The organism is Lysobacter sp. HA18, from assembly GCF_054057595.1.
The window spans coordinates 304,043-315,984 of the sequence record NZ_JBSRZL010000001.1 but is presented as its reverse complement, the minus strand read 5'-3'; the positions used below and the strand labels follow the sequence as shown (position 1 = coordinate 315,984).

16 protein-coding genes are annotated in these 11,942 nt (G+C 66.8%); 5 read left to right on the top strand and 11 right to left on the bottom strand.

Annotation, left to right across the window (positions count from 1 at the left end):
- The first annotated feature begins 14 nt into the window (after nt 1-14).
- Nucleotides 15-740 carry a glycosyltransferase family 2 protein gene (locus tag ACVWWW_RS01500; protein ID WP_036141608.1) on the top strand — a complete coding sequence of 242 codons (726 nt, stop codon included), beginning with the start codon at nt 15-17 and terminating at the stop codon, nt 738-740.
- Nucleotide 741: 1 nt separating this feature from the next.
- The gene (locus ACVWWW_RS01495) at nt 742-1,083 is read left to right on the top strand and encodes a lipid-A-disaccharide synthase N-terminal domain-containing protein (RefSeq protein ID WP_027082325.1); all 342 of its coding nucleotides are present in this window, start codon (nt 742-744) and stop codon (nt 1,081-1,083) included.
- Between the two features lie 32 nt (nt 1,084-1,115).
- Here the strand turns inward: ACVWWW_RS01495 and ACVWWW_RS01490 are convergent, their stop codons facing one another.
- Nucleotides 1,116-1,529, bottom strand: coding sequence for a GFA family protein (locus ACVWWW_RS01490; RefSeq protein WP_036141611.1), 414 nt, complete (start codon nt 1,527-1,529; stop codon nt 1,116-1,118).
- Nucleotides 1,530-1,907: 378 nt separating this feature from the next.
- On the opposite strand from ACVWWW_RS01490, the gene rpmB reads away from it, so the two are divergent.
- The gene (gene rpmB, locus ACVWWW_RS01485; protein WP_027082327.1) at nt 1,908-2,144 is read left to right on the top strand and encodes a 50S ribosomal protein L28; all 237 of its coding nucleotides are present in this window, start codon (nt 1,908-1,910) and stop codon (nt 2,142-2,144) included.
- A 13-nt stretch (nt 2,145-2,157) separates the two neighbouring features.
- Nucleotides 2,158-2,322: a 50S ribosomal protein L33 gene (gene rpmG, locus ACVWWW_RS01480; protein WP_027082328.1), complete on the top strand. Its 165-nt coding sequence runs from the start codon at nt 2,158-2,160 to the stop codon at nt 2,320-2,322.
- Between the two features lie 156 nt (nt 2,323-2,478).
- Here rpmG and ACVWWW_RS01475 read toward each other — a convergent pair whose 3' ends face one another.
- The 7 genes from ACVWWW_RS01475 to ACVWWW_RS01445 form a co-directional block, all read right to left on the bottom strand.
- Complete coding sequence (locus ACVWWW_RS01475) at nt 2,479-2,736, bottom strand: hypothetical protein (protein WP_027082329.1); 258 nt, start codon at nt 2,734-2,736, stop codon at nt 2,479-2,481.
- Between the two features lie 91 nt (nt 2,737-2,827).
- On the bottom strand, nt 2,828-4,570 hold the full coding sequence (locus ACVWWW_RS01470; RefSeq protein WP_456998618.1) for a tetratricopeptide repeat-containing diguanylate cyclase: 1,743 nt from the start codon (nt 4,568-4,570) through the stop codon (nt 2,828-2,830).
- Between the two features lie 125 nt (nt 4,571-4,695).
- Nucleotides 4,696-4,971, bottom strand: coding sequence for a hypothetical protein (locus ACVWWW_RS01465; RefSeq protein ID WP_155914184.1), 276 nt, complete (start codon nt 4,969-4,971; stop codon nt 4,696-4,698).
- Nucleotides 4,964-5,833 carry an SAM-dependent methyltransferase gene (locus ACVWWW_RS01460; protein ID WP_051234881.1) on the bottom strand — a complete coding sequence of 290 codons (870 nt, stop codon included), beginning with the start codon at nt 5,831-5,833 and terminating at the stop codon, nt 4,964-4,966. The genes ACVWWW_RS01465 and ACVWWW_RS01460 overlap by 8 nt, the downstream gene beginning before the upstream one ends.
- Before the next feature lie 46 nt (nt 5,834-5,879).
- Nucleotides 5,880-6,413, bottom strand: a complete 534-nt coding sequence (locus ACVWWW_RS01455) for a GNAT family N-acetyltransferase (protein ID WP_027082332.1) — start codon at nt 6,411-6,413, stop codon at nt 5,880-5,882.
- Nucleotides 6,414-6,438: 25 nt separating this feature from the next.
- Nucleotides 6,439-6,780 (bottom strand): cupin domain-containing protein, encoded by a 342-nt coding sequence (locus ACVWWW_RS01450; RefSeq protein WP_027082333.1) that lies wholly within the window; start codon nt 6,778-6,780, stop codon nt 6,439-6,441.
- On the bottom strand, nt 6,777-6,950 hold the full coding sequence (locus ACVWWW_RS01445; RefSeq protein ID WP_155914186.1) for a hypothetical protein: 174 nt from the start codon (nt 6,948-6,950) through the stop codon (nt 6,777-6,779). Before ACVWWW_RS01445 ends, ACVWWW_RS01450 begins: the two co-directional genes overlap by 4 nt.
- Before the next feature lie 85 nt (nt 6,951-7,035).
- Here ACVWWW_RS01445 and ACVWWW_RS01440 point away from each other — a divergent pair, with 85 nt between their 5' ends.
- Nucleotides 7,036-7,929, top strand: a complete 894-nt coding sequence (locus tag ACVWWW_RS01440; RefSeq protein WP_051234883.1) for a LysR family transcriptional regulator — start codon at nt 7,036-7,038, stop codon at nt 7,927-7,929.
- A 34-nt stretch (nt 7,930-7,963) separates the two neighbouring features.
- Here the strand turns inward: ACVWWW_RS01440 and acs are convergent, their stop codons facing one another.
- The 3 genes from acs to ACVWWW_RS01425 are packed head-to-tail and all read right to left on the bottom strand — an operon-like array spanning nt 7,964 to nt 11,940.
- On the bottom strand, nt 7,964-9,913 hold the full coding sequence (gene acs / locus ACVWWW_RS01435) for an acetate--CoA ligase (protein WP_036141614.1): 1,950 nt from the start codon (nt 9,911-9,913) through the stop codon (nt 7,964-7,966).
- Between the two features lie 49 nt (nt 9,914-9,962).
- Entirely contained in the window at nt 9,963-10,541 is a 579-nt protein-coding gene (locus ACVWWW_RS01430) for a hypothetical protein (protein ID WP_051234885.1), read from the bottom strand.
- A 28-nt stretch (nt 10,542-10,569) separates the two neighbouring features.
- A complete protein-coding gene (locus ACVWWW_RS01425; RefSeq protein ID WP_051234887.1) occupies nt 10,570-11,940 on the bottom strand; it encodes an erythromycin esterase family protein in 1,371 nt (456 codons plus the stop codon).
- Nucleotides 11,941-11,942 lie beyond the last annotated feature (2 nt).

Sequence of the window (11,942 nt, the reverse complement as noted above, 5' to 3'; positions counted from 1 at the left end):
CCATCGAGAGTTCCATGACCGCATCCCTGCCGCTGTCCGTCGTCGTGCCGGTCTTCAACGAGGAAGGCAACGTCGCGTCGCTGGTGCGCGAGATCGTCGCCGCGCTGCGTGGCGTCACCGAGTTCGAGATCGTCTATGTCGACGATTGCTCGAAGGACGGCACCGTCGCCGCGTTGCAGGCGCTGAAGGCGGAAGCGCCGGAACTACGCGTGGTGAGGCATATCAGGAACAGCGGGCAGAGCACGGCGACGCGCAACGGCGTGCGTGCCGCGCGCGGGGCGTGGATCGCGACGCTCGACGGCGACGGCCAGAACGATCCGGCCGACATCCCCAAGCTGCTTGAAAAGCGCGAAGCCTCACCGTCGAACGTAAAGCTATTCGCCGGCTGGCGCGTCAACCGCCAGGACACGGGCAGCAAGCGCTGGGCGTCGAAGGCGGCCAATGCGATCCGCTCGCGCATGCTGCGCGACTCCACGCCCGACACCGGCTGCGGCATCAAGCTGTTCGAGCGCGACGCCTTCCTCGACCTGCCCTACTTCGACCACATGCATCGCTACCTGCCTGCGCTGATGCAGCGCGCCGGCTGGCAGACGGTGAGCGTGCCGGTCAACCATCGCCATCGCGCGAGCGGCGTGTCCAAGTACAACAACCTCAATCGCGCGCTGGTCGGCATCAGCGACCTGCGCGGCGTGTCGTGGCTGATCAAGCGTTCGCGCGTCACCGGCGTCGAGGAGATCTGACATGGTCGGCGACGTGATGAACAGCCCGATCCCGTGGCTGGCCTGGACCGGCCTGCACGCCTCGCCGTGGAAGGTGATCGGCCTGGTCGGCGCGGCGATGTTCGGCGGACGCTGGCTGGTGCAGTTCGTCGCCAGCAAGCGCGCCGGCAAGCCGGTGATCCCGCGCGTGTTCTGGTACATGAGCGTGATCGGCAGCCTGATGACGCTCAGCTACTTCCTGTTCTCGCAGAAGCAGGATTCGGTCGGCGTCATCCAGAACCTGTTCCCGGCGTTCACCGCCGTCTACAGCCTGATGCTCGACATCCGCCATCGCGGCTGGAACCGGGATCGCGCATCGCACTGAGCGATCGCGCATCGGCGATCGTCCTCGCTGAGCTAGGCGAAGTGTTCGATGTCCGCCAGCGCCGGCATCGCGGTCCATGCGTGCTGGCGTCCGGTGTAGACCTCGACGATCGGCGGCGGAAGCGTCTGGTCCGCGAACGCGCCGGCGGCCACCACGACGAGGTCGGGATCGCGCTCCATGGTCCACCACACCGTGCTGCCACAGCGCGGGCAGAAGCGGAAGTCCGCGAAACGCCCGCTGTCGCCGGCGTGCCGGTAGCGCGTGGCTTCGCCTGTAGCGCTGACCGCATCGTGCGGATATCGCACCTGCCAGCCAAACGGCGCGCCGGTGCGGCGCTGGCAGGCATGGCAGTGGCAGATCGACACGCGCGGCAGGGGCTCGCCGCGGCAGGTCAGTACGAGCTGGCCGCAGCTGCAGCTGGCGCGGCGGGTGATTTCGGGGTCCATGACTGGCGTCCTCGGCGGGTCGGCCCAGCGTAGTCGTCAGCCGGGTGCATGAGGGCACTTGGACCGCGCTGGCTTTGGCAAGCGCCGGGTCGGACCAGCCCTCCGATCGCCGCCCGGTCATCGCGGCGGCGCACCGCGTTCCGTGATCGATTCACGCCTAAGTGCTTGCCCGCAAAGGGCTCGGCGGCCATAATGCGCGGCTCGCTGCGTCCGCCGGCCTCGCCGGAACCCGGACGTTCACCGGAAAGCGCGTTTTCCGGCACCTGCGAATCGCCCGCCCAGCGGGTCCCGCCCGTATCGCGCGATGCCCGGATCATCCGGCGCGTCGGGGCCGCCGCCTCCCTGGCCAAGGGAAGCCCAATACCTTTCGAGGTGCGTATGTCCAAGGTATGCCAGGTCACCGGCAAGCGTACGGTGTCGGGAAACAACGTTTCCCACGCCAACAACAAGACCAAGCGCCGCTTCATGCCGAATCTCCACGAGCGCCGCTTCTGGGTCGCTTCGGAGAATCGCTGGATCAAGCTGCGTATTTCCGCCAACGCCCTGCGCACCATCGACAAGAACGGCATCGACGCCGTGCTCGCCGATCTTCGCGCCCGCGGCGAAAAGATCTGAGGAGTAGACGACGATGGCTTCCAAGCGCGACAAGATCCGCCTGATCTCCTCCGCCGGCACCGGTCATTTCTACACGACCGACAAGAACAAGAAGAACACGCCCGGCAAGATGGAAATCAAGAAGTTCGACCCGGTAGTGCGCAAGCACGTGCCGTACAAGGAAGGCAAGATCAAGTGATGCGACGGTCGCTTCGGCGGCCCGCTCCACGATCGGACTTCACGAGAAACCCGCCGATTGGCGGGTTTTTTGTTGGATGGGCTGCGACGATTCGGTGCCGATACGTGTCGTCGCTACGTCTTTTGCTTCGCGCGCGTCTGGCGATTCGGCCGACTGTCAGTGCTTGCGCGGCCCCTTCCGGCGCTCGCTGTATTCCGGCAGCACGCGATCGGCCGGGCCCATCGGCGCGACGCCCAGGCGCAGCCCGGCCGCGCCCAGCGCGCTCTTCACCTCGTGGAAGGTCGCCCACTCCGGCATGTCACGCAACGCGCTCTCGACCAGCGTCATGTCGCCGGTCTGCTTGCAAGTGCGGAAGTACTCGGTCAGGTCGGCAGTCGAACGAAGGTAATCCGCGATGCGGCGGTTCTCGTCCATGGCGGGGTTCGCGGGTCGGCGGACGATCCACGCTACGCCGGCAATGTCGCGGCCGTGTCGAGGCCGCGCGCGAACCGTATGGACGCCCGACTCAGTACTGCTTCAGCATCGCCTCGGCGTTGCGACGATCGACCATCGGCGTCACGCCTGGCTGCGGAACGGCCGGCGGCTCGTACAGGGTCACCCGGTTGCGACCCCCGACCTTCGACCGGTACATCGCCGCATCGGCATGCGCGATCAGCGCCTCGTAGTCGTAGCCTGACACCGAGGTGCTGACCACGCCGATGCTGGCCGCGACTGGCAGGCCACATCCGGCCGCGGTCGAATCGATGGACGCGATCGCGCGACGGCAGGCCTCGGCCGTGCGCATCGCCGCCTCGACGTCGCAGTCGATCAGCGTCATCGCGAACTCTTCGCCACCGATGCGCCCGAACAGATCCTGCTCACGGCAATGCAGGCGCCCGACCCGCGCGACCTCACGCAACACCCAGTCGCCCGACGAATGCCCGCACTGATCGTTGATCTGCTTGAAGTGGTCGAGGTCGAACAACAGCACGCAGGCGGGGCGACGACGCTGGTCGCAGGCGGCGAGCGCTTCCTCGGAACGCGAACGGAAGTGGCGACGGTTCGACAACCCCGTCAAACCATCCGTGTCCGCGAGATGTCGCAAGGAGCCGTGCATGCGGCGTGCGCGCCAGCCCCAATAGCCGACCGATGCGACAAGGACCAGGAGCAGCGCGATCGCGAGCCGCGTGTTCCAGGCGGAAGCGCGTGTCGCCTTCTGCTGCAAAAGCAGAAGCTGGTTCTGGCTCTTCAGCAGTGCGATCGACTGGTTCTTCTGATTTAGTTCGTGCCGGCTCAACTGGAACGCGTATTCGCGTGCCTTGATGTCGTCGAGGCGCGCCTTGTCGGCTTCGGCGTACTTGCGGTACTCATCCAACGCTTTCGAGATGTTTCCGTTGCGGAGCGCAAGCTCGTACAAGACGTGATGTGCTGTCACGCTCGGCAGCCAGCGCGGATCTTCGCCTTCGATGGAGGTCACGTAGAGCGCATGGGACTCGGCGGATGCGGAATCGCCAAGCTTCCACCGGTATTCGGCGAGCAGGCTACGGATCTCGCCGATCAGGCGCGTATACCCAGTTGCCTTCACTTCCGGAAGGCTCGCTTGCAGGAGCGCCGCCGCTTCGCGCACACTGCCTGCGGCAGCCCAGCGCTGAGCCAACGTGCGACGGATGAGGTTGGCGAAAATAGCTTCCTTCTGACTCGTGCAGTCGTCGATGGCTGCTTGAATTTCGGAGTCGGAATCCGTCAGTCGGCCGAGCCCGAACAATGCTTCGATTCGGAACTGCTTGGCGGCGCACCGATTCCTACCGGTCGCGCGCTCCTCAAGCATCTTCTCGGCGTACTTTTCGCCAAGTTCGAACTGTCCGAACTGGTTGTACAGCGCGGCGGCAACGCCGTAACCATGCTGCCGCAACTGTGGCTCGACGATTCGAGGCTCGAGGGCCAAAGAACGTTCGAGGTAGCGCAAACCAAGCGTGAAGTCGCGAGTGACGGCGGCCACGTTTGCGACAAGAAGCCCGGAGCGGAACTTGAGTTCAATTTCCGGCGAATTCTCGTAGAGGCTCAACGCGGTCCTGATCGCGCCGTCGTAATCGCCTGCGAGCGAAGCCTTGTAAGCCCCCAGCAGCTGAAAGCGACGGCGCTCGGTGTCCGTCAGGTCAGGGCGCATCCTGTCGAGTTGACCGAGCAGGCGGTTGAAGGTCGCTGGGTCCGAGCTACGGACCTCGTCCGCGCGGCGCAACAGCTCCTCCGCGTCGGTCGCAGGCGCCATGCGAGGCACGACGGCAGCGATCGCGATGAGCGATGCGAGACAGAGCCTGAGAGCTTTCATGAGTGACACATGCCGGCGATACCGCTCGGATGTCCGGACCGATCCGGACACCCGAGGATAACCGCTTAGGCCGCCATGGAAATGCCGTCAGCCGGCAGGTCAGGTTCGTCCGGCTGATCATGCGGCTCGTAGGGCGCATCGGCCGGTTCTTCGTTGTCGGGCAGCATGATTGCGCAAGCCATCGTCATCCGGCCGCCAAGCAAGGCGGTCAAGCGCGAAGTATCCCGTTGCAGCACGGCACGGCGCACCGCGATGGGCAACGCGCGCAGCGCCTCGAAATCGGCCACGTCGGCACGCGGGTTACACGCAAGCGTTTCTAAGAACCTGATGGCTTCAGACATGGAGCTGGCCTCTTTTCTGGGTAGCGGTGGGAACATCTTTGCGTTTGCGCGCGGCAGGAGCTGACCGCTCGTCTGCGTCCAATGCCGCAATGCGGGCGAGCATGTCGCCGTCGGGCTCCATCGAACGAGCAGGGGGGACGACGAGCGTGGAATGCATATACAGATCGGCCCTCGGCAGCTCGTCCAGGGCAAGGCGCTCGCATCGCGCCGGCGCAAGCGGGGAAGTGGATGCCTCGTAGATGAGCACCTCGTGATCCGACGGATACCAAGCCAGCAGGCGATCCACCAGCAGCTGGCGGTGCGCCGGTGACGTGCCGAAGCGGCGATGACTGCGATCTCCGACCAGCCCGACCTGCCAGAGCACCAGATACGCGGACGGATCAACGGTGCGCCGGTAGAACAGCAACTGGCTGGCTTCGAAATGCTGGCACCCGACGCTACCGGGATCGATACCGAGATCCGAGTAAAGACAGTCGGCGGCGGAGATGCCCGGCTCCATGGACGCGTCGAAGCCTTCGGCTCGCGCTTGCGTGATTGCATCGTGCGGTACTTTCGCGAACACGCCCGGGTGGCCATAGAACGCGCCGCAGACCCGTCGCCCGGCGCGGACCTCGGTGAGCATCGCCTCGGTCATTTCGCGGTATGTGAGATGCCTGGGCTTACCTTCCGCATAGAACGGCTGAAGGCTGCGCACATCGGGTCGCATCTCCTGCAGCCACAATTCGACAAGTGCATCCGAGGCCGCGACGAAGACAACGTCGGCCTGCTCGATATGACTTCGTGCGCGTGGTCCGAGATGTGCCCCCAGCATCATCCCGAGCCCGACGCAGACCAGGCTGCCTGGTCGCGCGGCGGTGGACATCGGTCGCTCCCTCAAACGACCCAGCCACCCTAACCCGGCCAGCCCTCTACGCCAATCGCCGGCTATCTGCGGAGGCGCGCCAACGCTCGGAGTGCAACGCCCAACGTCGGAGCCCGGCCGCCGTCGGCGGGCTGTCAGAGAAACCGAACGGATGCAACAAACGGTCGATCAGTACGGCATGCGCGTCGTCGCGGCGTTCGGCGTCGACCACTGCGAGCTGCATCGCGGCGAAGGCGTACTCGAGCAGTGGGCCGAAGACTTCCTTGGCGACGCCCCGATTCCATGCATCGGGGCGAAGCATGATTCCGAGTTCCGCGCGTTCGCCGTCCCGACGCAAGGCCGTAATGCCGACGAAGGCGTCGCTGAGACGATCGCTAATCGTCCAGCAGCGATGCCCCGGAAGCCGCGCACGATTGTGGCGACAGACCAGGTCGAAGGCCCCCTGCAGGCGCGCCTCGTCCTGCACGTCACCGATATGCCGCATGACCTCGGGATCGCGATAGAGGTCGATGTAGTGCTGGCGGTCCGACGGGGCCGTCAAATGCAGTCGGTAGCGCGCGGTATCCGGGTCGGAAGCCATTTTCCGCATGCTAACGGCACGCGCCTCAGGCAGAGTCCACCAAAGTCTCCCCCTCCCGCGCCTCCACCACCAGCACCCGTGCTTCCCCACGCGGAATCGCGCGGTGCACCACGCCGTCGCGGCCGGACCAAACGTCGCCGGTGTGCAGTTCGGCTTCCTCGAGCGGGGCGCCGTCGCGGGCGCGCCATTGCATCAGCACCTCGCCGTCGAGGACGACGAACAGCTCGGCGCCGTCGTTGACGTGCCAAGGGTAGGCGGCGTCGGTCCAGTGGATGCGGGCGGCGAGGTCGCCGAAGTCGGCGGCGGGAACGGCGCCCCAGGGTCGGGACGCCATGACTTCGGCACCGCGCAGGACGCGGACGCTCACGGGCAGGCGGCCGGACGCAGGGCGGGACGCGCGGCTTCGGCGCAGACGACGGTCTTCCGCGGCGCGCGACGACGTTCGGCATCGGGCCAGCCGGCAGCGGAAACCGGGCCGGCGGTGTGGGCGCCGGCGAGCAGGGTGGCGAGGGTCTTGAGGAACGTGGGACGGCTCATGGCGGTACCTCCTCGGATGGGCGGCCAGTGTTGCGCGGGTTCCTGCGGTTGATAATCCGTCGGATCGTGGCTTCTTTGTTTCCACATGCACACCAATAGCGACCTTCGGCTGACCGAACGCCTCGCCGACATGGCGGTGTTCGCCGCGGTGCTCGACGCCGGTGGGTTCACGGCCGCGGGTGGCCGGCTCGGGCTGACCAAGGGCGCGGTGAGCAAGGCGGTCGGGCGGCTCGAGCGCCATCTCGGCACGCGACTGCTCAACCGCACGACGCGCCGGGTCGCCGCGACCGAGGCCGGCGACGCGCTGCTCGCGTATTGCCGCAGCGTGGTGCAGCAGGCCGACGCCGCCGAACAACACCTCGGCCGCCTGCGCGACATTCCGCGCGGGCTGCTGCGCATCACCGCGACGATCAGCTTCGGCGTCGCGCGCGTGGCGCCGGTGCTGGCGGGATTGGTCGAACGCTATCCGGACCTGCAGGTCGCATTGCGGCTGGACGACACCGTCGCGGACCTGGTCGGTGATCGCTACGACATCGCCATTCGCATCGGTCGACTGCCGGATTCCGGCCTTGTCGCGAGGCGCTTGGGTGCGATTCGCGGTTCCGTGGTCGCGTCGCCCGGCTACTTCGCACGGCGCGGCATTCCCACGTCCACCGCCGACCTGATGACGCACGACTGCCTGCGCTATGACGAACACGCGCGCACGTGGTCGGTGCCGGGGCTGGAGTTGCCGATCGGGCGCGGCATCGCAGTGGACAGCACGCTCGGCCAGTTGCAGGTCGCGCTCGCGGGCGGCGGCATCGCGTTGCTCGCCGATTACCTCGCCGATCCGCATGTGCAGAGCGGCGAGCTGGTGCGCGTGCTGGCCGACGAAGTGCGATCGAGCATCGACGTGCATGCGATCCATCCGTATGCACGCACGCCGCCGCCGAAGGTGACGGCGGCGATCGCGTATTTCAGCGAGCGCCTTGCGACGTAGCGACGCGCGTCCTGTGCGACGTCGAGATGTCGCGCTACTTCAATTCTTTCGCGCCATCGACCAGTTGCTCGACGACCGCGGGATCCGCCAGCGTCGACGTATCGCCAAGTTGCTCCGGCGCACCTTCCGCAATCTTGCGCAGGATGCGTCGCATGATCTTGCCCGAGCGCGTTTTCGGCAGGCCGGGCGCCCACTGGATGCGGTCGGGTGTCGCGATCGGGCCGATCTCGGTGCGCACGCTTTTCACGAGTTCGGCGCTCAATGCATCGGTCGCGTCGACGCCGGCTTTCAACGTCACGTAGGCATGGATGCCTTGGCCCTTGATGTCGTGCGGATAACCGACAACCGCGGCTTCGGCCACGTCGTGATGCGCGACGAGCGCACTTTCGACTTCCGCGGTGCCGATGCGATGGCCGCTGACGTTGATGACATCGTCGACGCGACCGGTGATCCAGTAGTACCCGTCTTCATCTCGACGACAGCCGTCGCCGGTGAAGTACATGCCGGGATACGCCTTGAAGTACGTCTCGATGAAACGCGCGTGGTCGCCGTAGACGCTGCGCATCTGGCCGGGCCAGGAATCCAGCAACACCAGATTGCCTTCGGCGGCGCCGTCGAGCATCGCGCCGTTCGCATCGACAAGCGCGGGACGGATGCCCGGCAACGGCCGCGTCGCCGAACCGGGCTTCAATGCGGTCGCACCGGGCAGCGGCGAGATGAGAATTCCGCCGGTTTCGGTCTGCCACCACGTATCGACAACGGGACACCGCGCGTCGCCAACCACCTCGTGATACCAGCGCCACGCTTCGGGATTGATCGGTTCGCCGACACTGCCGAGCAGACGCAACGACGCGCGCGACGTGCGCTTCACCGGCGCCTCGCCTTCGCGCATCAGCGCGCGGATCGCGGTCGGCGCGGTGTAGAAAATCGTGACCTTGTGGCGGTCGATCACTTCCCAGAAGCGCGACGTGGTCGGATAGTTCGGCACGCCTTCGAACACCACCGCGGTCGCGCCGTTGGCGAGCGGGCCGTAGACGATGTAGCTGTGACCCGTGATCCAGCCGACGTCGGCGGTGCACCAGTACACGTCGTCATCGCGAAGATCGAACACCGCTTCGTGCGTCCAGCTTGCCCACACGAGATAGCCGCCCGTGGTGTGCAGCACGCCCTTGGGTTTGCCGGTGCTGCCCGACGTGTAGAGGATGAACAGCGGATCCTCCGCGTTCATGCGTTCCGGTTCGCAGGTGTCGCTCTGACCTTCGACCACCGCATGCATCCAGCGGTCGCGCGGCATCTGCATGTCGATACCGGCGCCGGTGTGGCGTACCACCAGCACCGTCTCCACCGAGTTGGTGCCCTGCATCTTGAGCGCCGCATCGACATTCGCTTTCAGCGGAATGCGCTTGCCGCCGCGCAGGCCTTCGTCGGCGGTGATGACCAGCTTGCTGGCGCAGTCGGCGATGCGGTCGGCGATGGAGTGCGGCGCGAAGCCGCCGAACACCACCGAATGGATCGCGCCGATGCGCGCGCAGGCGAGCATCGCGACGATCGCGTCGACGGTCATCGGCATGTAGATGGTGACGACATCGCCCTTGCGCACGCCGAGGTTGCGCAGCGCATTGCCGAGCCGGCAGACGCGCGCGTGCAACTCGCGATAGCTGACGTGCTGCGGCGCGTGCGACGGATCGTCGGCTTCGAAGATCAACGCGGTGCGGTCGCCGCGCGTGGCGAGGTGGCGATCGAGGCAGTTGACGCTGGCGTTGAGCTCGCCGTCGTCGTACCAGCGGATGCGGAAGTCGTCGTGGTCGAAGCTGACGTCGCGGACGCGCGTAGGTGCACGAAACCAGTCGAGACGCTGCGACATGTGGCCCCAGTAGGCGTCCGGATCGCGCTCGGCTTCGTCGCGCATGCGTTGCGCGGCATTCGCGTCGATGCGGGCGCTGGCGGCGAACTCGGGCGGCACGGGGATCGTCTCGGACGACATGGGCGGCTCCTCGGAAGACCTGCGCAGTGTGCCGCAGCGACGTAACGGGTTACAGCGCGCGGCTACGCCGATACGCGCGCAGCAGTTCGAGCAGCGATGGCAGCAGGCCGAGCAGCACGGAGCTCGCGAGCATTACCGTCAGCAGCCCGGGCGACAGTGGCGGATCGCGCCATCGCCAGCTCCAGTCGGCCGCTGCACCCGGCGTCACCAGACCGTGCAATGTCGGCGCGTGCAGCAGCGCCACGAGTGCGAGGCCGATCCACGGCACGGCATCGAGCGCCACATGGATCTTCTGCTCGAGCGGGCCGATGTGCCGCACGCTGTCTGCAAAGCGCGAGTCGCGCCAGGACGTCCAGCCGTGCAGCACCACCGCGGCCGTCGCGACGAGAAACACCGGCGCGGTGAACTCGAGGAACAGCAGCATCAGCACCGGGATGCCCATCTGGATGCACATCGCCACGTGCATCAGCGATTCGCGCACACCGGTGCGGCGCTCGATGCGGTCGCGCCAGTGCACCAGCACGTCGGCGACGCCGGCGGCCAGCCATAGCGGGTAGATCACTGCGCCGAGCAGCATCCAGAGCCACGACGCGGGGACAGCGCCGATGACGGCGGGATCGGCGCTCATGCGGCGCGGCGCCGCGATGCGTACGTCGTCATACGGCGAACGGATAGGTGTCGGGCACGCCGGATGCGTGCGGGCCGTCGAGTGCGTCGATCGCGCGCGTTTCCTCGAACCAGACGTAGGCGTCGAACTGCCGCGCCAGCGACACTTCCGCGTAGTGGCTCCAACGTTCGGTTTCCGGCCGGTAGATCACGCCGATGAAACGCTCGAGGCGTTCGCTGTCGAGCTCGGTGCGCAACGGCTTTTCGACATCACGCAGATGCAGGACGCCGCGCGGCTCGCCCGCATCGACGAACTGCTTTTCGACACTTCCGGTCATCGCCGGCTTGACCTGCATGACGCGCATCGGCGAATCCCAATCGCTGGCCGCGGCGACGGTGCCGGTGCTGGTACCGAAGCCGATCAGCGCCGCATCCTGGCCGAACTGTTCGCGACACAACTGGCCGAGGTTGAGCTCGCCACGCTCGCGGCCCATCTCGGTGAAGCGCGCGTCGCCGATGTGCGAGTTATGCGCCCACACGACCGCGCGCGAGGTCTCGCCGCGTGCGCGCAGCACCTGCATCAGCGTCTCGGCCATATGGGCGTCGCGGACATTCCAGGATTCGGCGGCGCCGCGATACATCGCGCGGTAGTAGTTCTCGGCATTCGCGACAAGACGTGCGTTCTGTTCGGCCTCGAATGCGTCGGCGCCGTCCTGTCGCGCGAACTCCAGTCGCTTTTCGAGCATCTCCCGCAGCATGTCGAGCACCGCGTCCTCGCACCTCGCGTGCTCGTGCGTGAGCGCGGCGAGCCCGTAGTGCGCGGGTTCCTTCGCCCACGGCGTCAGGCAGGCGTAGCGCTCGCGGGCGACCGCGGCGGTGTCGGGGTCGACGTCGTCGAGGTAGTCGATCACGGCTCGCATCGACGTGTTGAGGCTGTACAGATCGAGGCCGTAGAAGCCCGCGCGATCGCGTGCGTCGCGCGGCTCGTTGAAGTGACGCATCCAGCGGAACAGCGCCGCGATCTCGGCGTTGCGCCACATCCACGTCGGGAATCGGGTGAAGGGTGGCGCTGCATCTTCATTCGGCGTGCGATGGCGCACGTGGCGATCGATGACCGCCGCATCCGGCCAGTCGGCCTCGACGGCGACGATGCGGAAGCCGTGGCGCTCGACCAGCCGCCGCGTGATCGCCGCACGCGCGCGATAGAACTCCGATGTTCCGTGGCTCGCTTCGCCCAGCAGCACGACGCGGCAGTCGGCATAGCGGTCGAACGCTTCGGCGAACGCGGGATCGTCGATATCGGGCAGTGGTTCGATGGCTCCGCGCAGGCGCGCCGGCAGGCCGGGCGCCGGGGGGCGTCGCTGAGGCGCGTGCGGCGGCGTGCGCGTAGCGGGCGTGCTGCGGTCGGTGTGTCGGTGCATGG

Excerpts from the sequence above, each read along its gene's own strand:
- ACVWWW_RS01500 (WP_036141608.1), top strand. The coding sequence starts at position 15 with ATGACCGCATCCCTGCCGCTGTCCGTCGTCGTGCCGGTCTTCAACGAG.
- ACVWWW_RS01495 (WP_027082325.1), top strand. The coding sequence starts at position 742 with ATGGTCGGCGACGTGATGAACAGCCCGATCCCGTGGCTGGCCTGGACC.
- ACVWWW_RS01490 (WP_036141611.1), bottom strand. The coding sequence starts at position 1,529 with ATGGACCCCGAAATCACCCGCCGCGCCAGCTGCAGCTGCGGCCAGCTC.
- rpmB (WP_027082327.1), top strand. The coding sequence starts at position 1,908 with ATGTCCAAGGTATGCCAGGTCACCGGCAAGCGTACGGTGTCGGGAAAC.
- rpmG (WP_027082328.1), top strand. The coding sequence starts at position 2,158 with ATGGCTTCCAAGCGCGACAAGATCCGCCTGATCTCCTCCGCCGGCACC.
- ACVWWW_RS01475 (WP_027082329.1), bottom strand. The coding sequence starts at position 2,736 with ATGGACGAGAACCGCCGCATCGCGGATTACCTTCGTTCGACTGCCGAC.
- ACVWWW_RS01470 (WP_456998618.1), bottom strand. The coding sequence starts at position 4,570 with ATGGCGCCTGCGACCGACGCGGAGGAGCTGTTGCGCCGCGCGGACGAG.
- ACVWWW_RS01465 (WP_155914184.1), bottom strand. The coding sequence starts at position 4,971 with ATGTCTGAAGCCATCAGGTTCTTAGAAACGCTTGCGTGTAACCCGCGT.
- ACVWWW_RS01460 (WP_051234881.1), bottom strand. The coding sequence starts at position 5,833 with ATGTCCACCGCCGCGCGACCAGGCAGCCTGGTCTGCGTCGGGCTCGGG.
- ACVWWW_RS01455 (WP_027082332.1), bottom strand. The coding sequence starts at position 6,413 with ATGGCTTCCGACCCGGATACCGCGCGCTACCGACTGCATTTGACGGCC.
- ACVWWW_RS01445 (WP_155914186.1), bottom strand. The coding sequence starts at position 6,950 with ATGAGCCGTCCCACGTTCCTCAAGACCCTCGCCACCCTGCTCGCCGGC.
- ACVWWW_RS01440 (WP_051234883.1), top strand. The coding sequence starts at position 7,036 with ATGCACACCAATAGCGACCTTCGGCTGACCGAACGCCTCGCCGACATG.
- acs (WP_036141614.1), bottom strand. The coding sequence starts at position 9,913 with ATGTCGTCCGAGACGATCCCCGTGCCGCCCGAGTTCGCCGCCAGCGCC.
- ACVWWW_RS01430 (WP_051234885.1), bottom strand. The coding sequence starts at position 10,541 with ATGAGCGCCGATCCCGCCGTCATCGGCGCTGTCCCCGCGTCGTGGCTC.
- ACVWWW_RS01425 (WP_051234887.1), bottom strand. The coding sequence starts at position 11,940 with ATGCACCGACACACCGACCGCAGCACGCCCGCTACGCGCACGCCGCCG.